Origin of the sequence: Bradyrhizobium tropiciagri (assembly GCF_001189845.1) — a bacterium.
Lineage (GTDB): Bacteria > Pseudomonadota > Alphaproteobacteria > Rhizobiales > Xanthobacteraceae > Bradyrhizobium > Bradyrhizobium tropiciagri.
This window is the reverse complement of record NZ_LFLZ01000052.1, coordinates 56,214-66,636: the sequence shown is the minus strand read 5'-3', so window position 1 is coordinate 66,636 and position 10,423 is coordinate 56,214. Positions and strand designations below refer to the sequence as shown.

The 10,423-nt window shown below is 65.9% G+C and carries 11 protein-coding genes; 6 read left to right on the top strand and 5 right to left on the bottom strand.

Features of this window, described 5'->3' with window-relative positions; genetic code table 11:
- From AKN84_RS31600 to AKN84_RS31580, 5 genes are all read left to right on the top strand, one after another.
- Window positions 1-416: DUF2147 domain-containing protein (locus AKN84_RS31600; RefSeq protein WP_157863356.1), on the top strand; the 416-nt coding region annotated here is incomplete at its 5' end.
- 184 nt (window positions 417-600) lie between these two features.
- Window positions 601-1,704: an AraC family transcriptional regulator gene (locus tag AKN84_RS31595; protein WP_050424389.1), complete on the top strand. Its 1,104-nt coding sequence runs from the start codon at window positions 601-603 to the stop codon at window positions 1,702-1,704.
- 129 nt (window positions 1,705-1,833) lie between these two features.
- Complete coding sequence (locus AKN84_RS31590) at window positions 1,834-2,481, top strand: septation protein IspZ (RefSeq protein ID WP_050424388.1); 648 nt, start codon at window positions 1,834-1,836, stop codon at window positions 2,479-2,481.
- Between the two features lie 124 nt (window positions 2,482-2,605).
- The gene (locus tag AKN84_RS31585; protein ID WP_244485616.1) at window positions 2,606-2,932 is read left to right on the top strand and encodes a hypothetical protein; all 327 of its coding nucleotides are present in this window, start codon (window positions 2,606-2,608) and stop codon (window positions 2,930-2,932) included.
- A 161-nt stretch (window positions 2,933-3,093) separates the two neighbouring features.
- Entirely contained in the window at window positions 3,094-4,656 is a 1,563-nt protein-coding gene (locus tag AKN84_RS31580; RefSeq protein ID WP_430649946.1) for a FecR family protein, read from the top strand.
- A 91-nt stretch (window positions 4,657-4,747) separates the two neighbouring features.
- Here the strand turns inward: AKN84_RS31580 and AKN84_RS31575 are convergent, their stop codons facing one another.
- From AKN84_RS31575 to AKN84_RS31565, 3 genes are all read right to left on the bottom strand, one after another.
- Window positions 4,748-5,575: a class I SAM-dependent methyltransferase gene (locus AKN84_RS31575; RefSeq protein WP_347337372.1), complete on the bottom strand. Its 828-nt coding sequence runs from the start codon at window positions 5,573-5,575 to the stop codon at window positions 4,748-4,750.
- A gap of 99 nt (window positions 5,576-5,674) precedes the next feature.
- On the bottom strand, window positions 5,675-6,169 hold the full coding sequence (locus tag AKN84_RS31570; protein WP_050424386.1) for a hypothetical protein: 495 nt from the start codon (window positions 6,167-6,169) through the stop codon (window positions 5,675-5,677).
- Entirely contained in the window at window positions 6,166-6,471 is a 306-nt protein-coding gene (locus AKN84_RS31565; protein WP_050424385.1) for a nickel-binding protein, read from the bottom strand. The genes AKN84_RS31570 and AKN84_RS31565 overlap by 4 nt, the downstream gene beginning before the upstream one ends.
- Before the next feature lie 155 nt (window positions 6,472-6,626).
- On the opposite strand from AKN84_RS31565, the gene AKN84_RS31560 reads away from it, so the two are divergent.
- The gene (locus AKN84_RS31560; protein WP_050424384.1) at window positions 6,627-8,438 is read left to right on the top strand and encodes a winged helix-turn-helix domain-containing protein; all 1,812 of its coding nucleotides are present in this window, start codon (window positions 6,627-6,629) and stop codon (window positions 8,436-8,438) included.
- Here the strand turns inward: AKN84_RS31560 and AKN84_RS46195 are convergent, their stop codons facing one another.
- Together AKN84_RS46195 and asd are read right to left on the bottom strand one after the other, a co-directional pair.
- Window positions 8,439-9,353, bottom strand: coding sequence for an NUDIX hydrolase (locus tag AKN84_RS46195; RefSeq protein WP_128971300.1), 915 nt, complete (start codon window positions 9,351-9,353; stop codon window positions 8,439-8,441).
- Between the two features lie 197 nt (window positions 9,354-9,550).
- Entirely contained in the window at window positions 9,551-10,417 is an 867-nt protein-coding gene (gene asd / locus AKN84_RS31550) for an archaetidylserine decarboxylase (protein WP_050424383.1), read from the bottom strand.
- Window positions 10,418-10,423: the final 6 nt, after the last annotated feature.

The window sequence follows — 10,423 nt, the reverse complement described above, 5'->3', positions numbered from 1 at the left end:
CACCACCGGCAAATGTTGCGACGGTGGCCCCCGCGCCGGTCGACGCCGCACCCGCTGCGCCTGCACCGGCTCCGGTCGCCACACAGCCGCAGCCGCAGTCCACGACAGTTGCCGCAGCGCCGGCAGCAGCGCCGACCGGACCGATCGGCGTCTGGGCCACCGAGGAGAACAAGGGCAACGTCCGCGTCGAAGCCTGCGGCGCCAATCTCTGCGGCTATTCGGTCAAGAGCAACGAACGCATCCTGATCAACATGAAGCCCGACGGCACCAAGTGGAGCGGCCGCATCCACGATCCCGACTCCGGCCGCAACTACGACTCGACGATCGCGATGAAGGGCCCGAATGCGATACGCGTGCAGGGCTGCGCCTTCGGCGGCATGTTCTGCGGCGGCCAGACCTGGAAGCGGGTCAGCTAGCACGTCGCATTGCCGGATCGCCCTGATGTCCGCTGCCGTGCAAACGGCGAGCGGACATCGGTTTTTGCACGCCGTCACCTCAGATGACGGTTCACACCCGCCCGGCGGTCGCTTCATGTCGATCGCCGGACGAGCTATAAGCATCACAGTGTCGAGGTTGATTTGAACCTGCGGGCGGCTTGCGATGGCGATGACGGCTCTTGAACTCGGTCTCCGGGGCGCGGTGGTCGCGCTGTTCCTGGTGGTTTGCGCGGTGCTGCTGCTGCGCTATGCGGCGGTGCATCGCGCCGCGCATCTCGGTGCCGCGATGGGCGCAGCCGGCGCGGCCTACGCGATTTCCACCGCACCGTTCTTTCCCGCATCGTCATTCGGCTGGAGCTCTCCCTTCATCGCCTTCGCGATGGGCTCGCCGGTGATCTTCTGGCTGTGGGCGCGCGCGATGTTCGACGAGCGATTTGCGCTGCGGCCGTGGCACGCGGCGGTGTGGACGCTGCTCGCCGGTCTTGGCGTTGTCAGCCACAATTGCTGGACGATCTGGCCCGATCTCGCCGGGCCGTGCGGCCGCGCCCTGGCGCTGGCGACAATTGCCTTCGCCGGGCTCGGGATCGCACAAATTCCGAAGGGATGGCGCACGGTCGCGGCGACGACGCGCGGCCGGATCCTGATCACGCTGATGATCGGTATCGGCCTGCAGATGATGTTCGCCGCGTCAGCTGGCCTCGCCGCAATTCCGACCCGGTCCATCAGCCTCAGCGCCGCGCTCGCCCTTGGCGCGTTCGCGCTGATCTCGATCTGGATGATGCTGTTCGATCCGCCCGTGAGCCAGCCGGCTGTCGCCGGCGGCGGCAACGGCCAGGCCGCGCGGGGCGCGCGGGCTCTTGCGCATGCCGGCCCGCCGGCGTGCAGCCAGGCCGCCCTCAATCACCTCCAATACCTGATGGCGACCGAGCGGACCTATCGGCAAGAGGGGCTGACCATCGGCGTGCTCGCGGTCAAGCTCGGCATGCCGGAATACCGATTGCGTACCCTGATCAATGACGGGCTCGGCCACCGTAACTTCAATGTTTTCCTCAATCGCTATCGGCTCGACGAGGCCAAGGCGGCGCTCGCCGATGCCAGCCAGGCCGAGGTGCCGGTGCTGACGATTGCGCTCGATGCCGGGTTCCAGTCGCTGGCGCCGTTCAACCGCGCCTTCAAGGCGGACACCGGGCTGACGCCAACCGAGTTTCGCCGCCAGGCGATTGCCGGGCAAACCGCGGATGCGGTGGAAATCGCCCGGCCGGAGTAAGAATTCGCTCCTCGATTTCAGAAATCGATAGGCTTGCAGCCCCACAATCTGCCTAGCTGCGCCGACGCAGGCGCCGAATCGCGGCAAGACGTGATCAGGCGTGACATGGCAAGCGGAGCGCAACGGCCCATGAAGCATTTTCTCACCGCGGCAAGGCTGCTGGCCCTCGACCTGGCCTCGACCCTCGTGTTTCTTGTTCTGTTCCTGCTGACGCACAACACGGCGCTCTCGGTCGGCCTCGGCATCGCGTTCGGCGTCGTGCAGATCGGCCTCCAGATCATGCGCGGCAAGCGGATCGATACCATGGAATGGCTGAGCCTGTTCCTGGTGCTCACCGCGGGCACCGCGACGCTGCTCACCAATGACCCGCGCTTCGTGCTGTTCAAGCCGAGCGTGATCTACGCCATCGTCGGCGTCGTGATGCTGAAGCCCGGCTGGCTCAACCGCTATCTGCCCACGATCGCGCAGAAAGTCGTGCCCGATGTCGCCGTCAAGGTCGGCTACGTCTGGTCGGGGCTGATGTTCGTCTCCGCCGCGATGAACGCCTTCGTCGCGCTGACCTGCGAGATCACGACCCGGGCCGTCGTGATGCCGATCTTCGGCATCGTCAGCAAGATCGTGGTGTTCCTCGGCGGCTTTGCCGCGCTCCGCCTCACCGCAAGGCGCCGCATCCGCGCCATGCCCGAAGCCGAGCGCGAAGCCGTGCTCGCGCTCGAGGCGGCTCCGGCGGCCCGCGGTGCCGTAACGGCGGATCTCACGCCGTCGGCAAGTGGCTAACGAAACAAACGCACGCGCGACGAAACCGTTTTGCCGGGCGCACGAAGAATCGCTGAAACCGAGCCTCCCTACTGATGCGTTCGACGACGCGCTGCATCGGCGCGATCACCACAAGGGGGACAAGATGGCATTCACCGCTTCCGCGCTTCGTCACGGCAAACTGCTGGCGGCAACCGCGTTCACGCTCGGTCTGTTGACCTCGGCGTCCTATGCCTACACCGACGAGCAGCAGCAGATGTGCACCGGCGATGCGATGCGGCTGTGCAGCTCGGAAATCCCCGATGTCGATCGCGTCACCGCCTGCATGGTCCGCCAGCGCGCGCTGCTCAGCGACGGCTGCAAGGCCGTATTCCACTACGTGCCGCCCACCACCGCTGCCCAGCCCGCCAGCTATTCGCCCGCAGCCAAGCCGGCGAAGCCGCTCAACATCACCCCGCACAAGCGCGGCTGATCCGACCGCTTCCCGATCAACGAATGAGCACCGCCTCCCGCAGGGAGCGCGGTGCTTGATCGTTCCGGTCCGCCATGACAACAAGGCAGGACCGTTCATTCGGCATTCAGCCTGACGCGGCTCAATTGCCGATCGCCAATGCCTCCCGGGAATCGATGGTGATGCGCCGCACCTTTCTCTATGCGCTTCTGCTTGGTGCCGGCGTCGCCATGGGTTGGCATACAACGGCCAATGCCGCGCCCGGCCTGACGCAGCTCGCGCAAGCACAGCCTGCGCCTTCGGCCGGCCCGGCGCCGACGGCAACACCGGCCACTCCTGCTCCCGCAACACCTGCGCCTGCAGCTCCGGCGCCAGGGGCGAGTGCGCAGCCCACTACGCCCGAGCCGATCGGCAACGTCGCGACACTGACCGGAACCGCCGCCGTCACGCGCAACAACACCACGACGCCGCTGCAGATCCGCGACGACATCTTTGCCAATGACGATGTCGCCACATCGGCGACCTCCTCGCTCGGCATCACCTTCAACGACGGCACCACCTTCAACCTGCGCGCCAACGCCAGGATCACGATCGACAACTACGTCTACGAGGATGGCGGCCAGCAGAACGCCGCGCTGTTCAACGTCGCCAAGGGAACGGCGGCCTTCGTCGCCGCCGCCGTCGCCAAGACCGGCGACATGAAGATCTCGACGCCGACCGCAACCCTCGGCATCCGCGGCACCACCGGCCTTGTCGAAGTGCCCGAAGGCGCGACCGCGACCAGCAACAATGTCGGCATCAAGCTCTATCCCGACGCCGACGGGCATGTCGGCCGCATCGAGGTCAACGACCGCGCAGGCGCCTCGCTCGGCGTGCTGACGCGCGGGGCGAGCGGCTTTGCGATTCGTCCCGGCACCGGTGGCGCCCGCTTCGCCGCGGTGCCGCTGACGATCTCGCCGCAGCAGATGACGCGCGACCAGGGTTTCGTGCGCGCGGTACACTCCGCGCAGACGCTGGGCCGCCAGGTCGTGACCGAGCAGCGCGACTTCCGCAGAGCCAATCCGGACTTCCGCAGGACCAATCCGGCCGCGCCCTATCCGAACCGCGGCCAGCCGGTGCAGCCGAACCCGCAACGCCAGAACGGCCTGCCGGGGCAGAACCGCAACGCTCCGCAGCAGCCGGGTCAGCAGAATCGTCCGGGCCAGTTGCAGCAGCCTGGTCCGCAAAACCGTCCCGGCCAGCCGCAGCAACCCGGCACGCCGGGCCGGCAGGGCTCGCAGCAGCAGCCGGGCACGCAGCAGCAAGGCGGCGCACAGCACGCGCTGCCCGGCCAGCCCGGCGGCACCACGCTGCCGCACGCGCCCGGTGCCCAGACGCCGGCCGGACAGCAGCAACCTGCAGGACAACAGCCCGCGCGTCAGGGCGGTGCGACGCAGCCCGGCGGACAACAATCGCCTGCACGTCAGGGCGGCCTGCAGCCCGGACGCACACAGGCACCGGGCGGCGTGCGCCAGCCAGGACAGCCACCGACTCGGCCGGCTCAACCGGGCGTGCCGCGACAAGGCGCAACGCAGCCTGCACCGCTGGCACCCGGCCAGGCGCAGCCCGGCATTCAGCAGGCCGCACCGGGTGTGCGCCCCGGCATGCAACGGCCCGCCGTGCAGGCACGCCCAGCCTTCCAGCAACGGCGCGCACCGCCGCCGCGCGCGGCAAGGCCGCAGCCCAAGGACAAGCGCCATAACTGAGCGATCGCACTGCTCCTGCAATCGAACCAACGAATGTGGCGCCGGCGAGAACGCCGGCGCCACGCTCAGATCGACGAATAGCCCGCGGGCGTCAGCCCCGCCTGGTGATGACAGCCTCGAGATATTCGCTGGGGATGACCAGCGTGCCGTCTCTGGCGACATTGAACTGGTCCATCAGGCCCAGCATGTCGGTCGCGAGCAATTGCTGCTTGACGGGATCGATCGAGCCGAACGCCTTCAGCACCGGACCGTAATAGGTGCGGAATATCTCGAGGAAATGCTGGCGCGACCGGTAGCGGAAATTGAAGTGCCTGCGCTTGGCATCAACCGTCGCCTGCGGGCCGAACAAGGCGCCGAGATGCGCCTCGGTGCCCCACAGCGCAGGAGATTTCACTCCCGGCGCCGGCGGAACATATTTCCCGATGGTCTTGAACAACTGGCCGATGAAGCCCTCCGGCGTCCAGCTCGCAAGGCCGATCTTGCCGCCGATGCGGCAGACGCGGCGCAGTTCGTTCGCCGCCTGCTGCTGATCGGCGGTGAACATGACGCCGAAGGTCGACAGCACCACATCGAAGCTCGCATCGGCGAACGGCAGCTTCTCCGCGTCCGCTTCCTGGAACGTGACGGGCAGACGCTCGGCGGCCGCCCGCTCGCGGCCACGTTCGAGCAACGCGGCGACGTAGTCTGTCGAGACCACGTCGGCAAAGCGCCGCGCTGCGGCGAGCGTCGCATTGCCGTTGCCGGCGGCGACGTCAAGCACCATTTGATTGCTGTGCAGGTCGACGGCCTCGCAGAGCGTTTCGCCGACGATCTGAAGCGTGGTGCCGACGATCGCATAGTCACCCGAACTCCAGGTGGCTTGCTGGCGTGCCTTGACGGCGGCGAGATCGACGACGGGCATTTCGGTCTGAATATTCATATGCATCTCCTTTGAAAAAGTGGCGCGGCCCGCGGCGAGGCGGCTGGCTTCGCCGGAAAATCCGCGTCGTGCGGTGCAGTGGCTTCAATGTGCTGCGCGCTACGTGCGATAGCCGAGAAGCGCCGGGATGGCGGATGCGGCAACAATGCTCCAATCGGTGCGATGCCTGCAGCCATGCCCGCTACGCTGGGTCCGGACCGCTTGCTTCAGCAGGGCTGCGCGATGCTCGCGAACGACAGGCTCCTCCGCTCTCGTGAACACGGGCGAGGACAACCCCGCGAGCATCAGCCCAAGCACTGCACTTCGAATGATCGACTGCGAACAGCGGATGCCGGCGGCCTTCGATCGCCGGCCGCCGTGCTTGCGCGGCATCAAGCTACTGGCTTGCCGCTCGCGGTGCGCGAGCATGCCTGCGACCGATTGATTGACTAGTCTGCGGATGCGCAAAAGCAGGATTGAAAAATGCCTTCGCACCGAACCTGACACGGACTCCATGAATGAAATCGGCATAATCGTTTCCTTGATCGAATAGAAATGGCGGCCCGGATGCTGGTTTGGCCGGGATGCGCCATGCGACGCCTCGCCAGGCGTCATTCGGCTGCAATGGGCGGTTCGACGGGATCGCCGCGCACCACCACGGTTGCCGCGACCTTGTAGAATTCCTCGCCCGGCATGCCGACGCAGCGCGCATGCTCGCGGATCGAGTCGCCGTCACGCGCCTCGTATATGCAGAACGTGCCAATGCGACCATCCGCCTCATGCACCACATAGCTGCGGATCCAGCGGACGCGGTCCGGCATCTGCTCGTCGCCGATCCGCGCGGACGTTGCGCCGGCGAGTTCCAGTTCGCCCATGTTCGCCCAAGCGCTTGGACGGCGAATGACATAGAGTTCCATCGAAATCTCCTGAGTTGCGACGGCTGAACGGCAGGGCTGCGGTGATCGCGGCCATGGTCAGCTATAGACGCCGTCGACGCCAACTGTCCTTACCGCGGGCTGATCATTGTCTGATCTTTGCCTGAACCTTTTCAGGCGACCACGGACCTATACACATGGCATTCTCATTTGGACTGTTCGAGCTTGATGAAGCTGGACGCGTACTGTTGTGCGCGCGCCAAGAGATCGCATTGCAGCCGCGCGTGTTCGATTTGCTGGTCTATCTCGTCCGCCACCGCGAGCGCGTCATCTCCAAGGAAGAACTCCTCGAAGCCGTCTGGCCTGATGTCACGGTCACCGACAACTCGCTGCAGCGGGCGGTGAGTTCGTTGCGCGCCGCGCTTCGCCACGGCGGCATGGACGGCGCGGTTCGAAACCTGCCGGGCAAGGGATATCGCTTCTTTGTCGATTCCGAGATCAGGCAGCCGGAACGGATCGCCCAAAAGCAGGCCGACGCCACCCTCGGACTCGCCCGCCGCGCGGCGGCCGCGCAATTGTGGCTGCAGGCGGCAACCCTGTTCGAGAGTGCCAAGGACGACCGTCAGCTGAGCGCCGAAGACCTGCACGATTGGGCGCTCGCGCTGCAATGCCTGGGCAAAGCTGCGGCAGCGATTCCGATTCTGGTTCGCGCGGTCGCCGCGCGCAGCGAGGCCGGTGATGCCGCCGGAGCCGCGGTCGATGCGATCGCGCTCTCGGGCCTGCATTTCGAGAGCGGACAGGCCGCGATCGGAAAGGGCTGGCTCGCGCGCGCGGAAGATTGGGCCTCAAAGCTAGACGATCCTCCGACGACCGCCCTGTTGTTGTGGATGCAGTCGAAGCTGGCGGCGTTCGATGGCGAGCCCGAACAGGCACTCGCGTTGGCCGACGCCGCCTACACGTCCGTCAGATACAAGGATGCGCTCAACGTCGAAGCGCTGAGCCTCGCCTATCGCGGCTTCTATCGGCTGTGCCTCGGCGATACGCATGGCGGACAGGCCGATCAGGACCATGCCGCCGCGGTTGCGCTGTCCAGCAACAATCTGGACCCGATCATGGGCGGCAGCCTCTATTGCAACATTCTCTGGGCCGCCCGGATGTTCGGAGATTGGGCACGGGCCGACCAGTGGACACGGAGCTACCAGAATTTCTGTGCGAGCAGCGGCATGGAATTGACAGGTTCATGCCAGCTGCATCGCTCGGAGGTGCTCGGCATCAGGGGCTCGCTCGACGAAGCGCTGGCTCGTATCCAGGACGCGCTGGCGCGGCTGACGAGCGATGCGCCATGGTCGATGGGCGATGCCAATCGGGTGCTGGGCGACATCCTGGCTGCGATCGGCAATGACGACGCCGCGCTCGACGCCTACGACAAGGCCTACACGCTGGGCTGGTGCCCGGAGCCGGGCCGCGCCATGCTGTTGCTCGCAAGAGGCGAAGCCGAAGCCGCCTATGCAGGCCTGGAACGGAGCTTGATCGGCAAGACCTGGTGGACATTGCAACGGCGGGGAATCCTGCTCGCGCATCTGGCGCTGGTTGCGGCACACACGCGTCGGAGCGGTCAGGCAAAGGCATTGATCTGCGAACTCTCGGGAAATCCGGATCGCTGGCCGATGCCCTCGATCCGCGCGCTCACCAACGAAGCGCAGGCGATCCTCGCCCTCTCCCGGCAGGATCACGAAGCAGCCATGCGGCATCTCCATCTCGCCCGCCAATTGTGGTCGAGCATCGAAGGGCGGGTCCAGGTCGTACGGTTGAGGTTGCAGATTTCCAGGCTCCAGATCGAGCGTGGCGATAGTCGCGGCGCCGTGGCCGAAGTCCATGCGGCACGGCTGCTGGCAACCGAGCTGGGTTCGCCCAAGCGCGTTGCCGAGTGCGTTGCCCTGCAGCAGCAAATCGAGGCTTCCCAGCCAGCCATGCCCCGGGCGGAGCGACGGCAGGCAGTGTCCCGCTGATCACGCCGCGCGGCGCAGCCAGTCCCGCACGCGCTCGATCAGATTCTTGCGCGGGATCGGCTGAACGGCCGCGGCAACGGGTTCGATCTCGCGCGCGGATGGCGGCTCTTCCGATGCAACCGCCTCCAAGGCGTTCCCGATCTCGACCGCTTCGCCGGCATCCGTAGCGGCATGCTCCGGCGCGATCGCGGGCTGATCCGGCTCAGCATCCACAGCCGGCGTCTCCGCAAAATCGGACGCCTCCGCCGTGACCGGCTCCTCAACAGCCGCCGGCGCGTCAACGACGATCGGCGTCTCAGCCGCCTCTTCAGTGGCAATGCGCGTTTCGGCGGCCACAGTCATCTCAGAGTCAACAAGGACTTCAGCGTTCGCAGGCGTATCGGCGACCACGGGCGTGTCAACCGCCACGGGCGTGTCAACGATCAGCTCTTCCGCGGCAAGGCGCGCACGCCGGCGTTCCGCGGACGCAACGCGCAAGCGCGCGCGCCGCTCGCGCTCGGCCTGCGCCGCGGCCTGCAACGCGATCGGGCCGACATTCTCCAGGAACGCGCGTTCATAGCCGCGTGACAGCCGCTCCAACGCCGCATCGAGCGGCAGCCAGTCGACTTCCCTGATGTCGCTCATCAATTCGCGCACCGGCTTGCCGCCGGCATCCATGCGCCAGTAATGCACCACCTTCGAGCGCCCGCCTGAATCATAGACCAGCGTGCCAAGGAACTCGTGCACGTCGACGTCATGGCCGGTTTCTTCCAGCACCTCGCGCTCGGCGGCGGCGCGCGCCGTCTCACCGTCGTCGAGCTTGCCCTTCGGCAGCACCCATTCATTGCGCTTGCGCAGGCGCACGACGGCAAAGCGCGGCGGCGCCTCCCGCCGCAGCACAATACCTCCCGCCGCCAGAACAGGCGTCCGCGCCATCTCATATCCCAAAGGTTTGCGATTTAGGATCGTCGCACGACGATCGCAGCCATTCTAAAGCATGATCCGGAAAAGTGGAAACCGGTTTTCCGGGCAGATCATGCTCAAACAATGACACGCGAAGGAAAAACGCGATCAAAGTTTCCTTTTTGACGCGCATTCTTCACGCGAACCGGCGCCCACCTCGCTTGCAGGCACTATGAGGGCTTTCGCAGCAGCGGTTCGCCGCATTTGATCCGCGCTCCCTCGGCGACATTGTCGCAGAACTCGAAATTGTCGGGCGCGAGCACGATAATCGTCGAGCCATGCTCGAACCAGCCGAGTTCATCGCCTTTCTTCACATGCGCGTCACACGGGAAATCCACCGGGCCCCGCGACTGCGCGTTCAGCGTGATGTCGAGGAAATGCAGGCGAAGGCTGGCGACAAGGATCGCGGCGACCGGAACCAGCGTCAGCGCCTCGCCGGTCGGCAGTTTTGCACGCAGCACCGCGCGCTCGTTCTTGCAGAACAGCCGCTCGATCCGCTTCAACGCAATCGGATTGACGTTCCAGACGTCGCCATGAATGAACTTCACCTTGTCGATGGCAAGATCATACGGCGCGTGGAAGCGGTGATACATGCTCGAGGTCAGCCGCAGCGTGACGAAGCGGCCGTTGCGATGCTGCTCGACCAGTGCGGGATCGCCGACCAGATCAAGCAGCGAATAGGGCGCGCCCTTGACCTGGAACAATTGCCCGTCCTCAATCCGGCCATGCGCGCCGACGATCGCATCCGACGGGCTCGCGATGATGGCGGGATCGGCCGCCGCCGGGCGCAGGCCCGGCTTCAGCTCACGGGTAAAGCAATCGTGCAAACTCTTGAACTCGGTCTTCTTCGCTTCCGACAGATCGAGGTCGGAGAACAGCTTCCAGCAGGCGATCGAGGCGTCGCGCACCAAGGGGTTCTCGATCTTGGAGAACCAGCCCATGAAGCGGGTCAGCGCGGCCCGCGGAATCCGGTTGGTTAGCAGGAAATTGAGGTCTTCCTGCTGAGTGAATGCCGAGATCAGGCCCTTGACTGTCATGAATTT

What these genes read in the sequence shown, in the direction of transcription:
- AKN84_RS31595 (WP_050424389.1), top strand. Translation starts at nt 601, where the DNA reads ATGGCGATGACGGCTCTTGAACTCGGTCTCCGGGGCGCGGTGGTCGCG.
- AKN84_RS31590 (WP_050424388.1), top strand. Translation starts at nt 1,834, where the DNA reads ATGAAGCATTTTCTCACCGCGGCAAGGCTGCTGGCCCTCGACCTGGCC.
- AKN84_RS31585 (WP_244485616.1), top strand. Translation starts at nt 2,606, where the DNA reads ATGGCATTCACCGCTTCCGCGCTTCGTCACGGCAAACTGCTGGCGGCA.
- AKN84_RS31580 (WP_430649946.1), top strand. Translation starts at nt 3,094, where the DNA reads ATGCGCCGCACCTTTCTCTATGCGCTTCTGCTTGGTGCCGGCGTCGCC.
- AKN84_RS31575 (WP_347337372.1), bottom strand. Translation starts at nt 5,575, where the DNA reads ATGAATATTCAGACCGAAATGCCCGTCGTCGATCTCGCCGCCGTCAAG.
- AKN84_RS31570 (WP_050424386.1), bottom strand. Translation starts at nt 6,169, where the DNA reads ATGACGCCTGGCGAGGCGTCGCATGGCGCATCCCGGCCAAACCAGCAT.
- AKN84_RS31565 (WP_050424385.1), bottom strand. Translation starts at nt 6,471, where the DNA reads ATGGAACTCTATGTCATTCGCCGTCCAAGCGCTTGGGCGAACATGGGC.
- AKN84_RS31560 (WP_050424384.1), top strand. Translation starts at nt 6,627, where the DNA reads ATGGCATTCTCATTTGGACTGTTCGAGCTTGATGAAGCTGGACGCGTA.
- AKN84_RS46195 (WP_128971300.1), bottom strand. Translation starts at nt 9,353, where the DNA reads ATGGCGCGGACGCCTGTTCTGGCGGCGGGAGGTATTGTGCTGCGGCGG.
- asd (WP_050424383.1), bottom strand. Translation starts at nt 10,417, where the DNA reads ATGACAGTCAAGGGCCTGATCTCGGCATTCACTCAGCAGGAAGACCTC.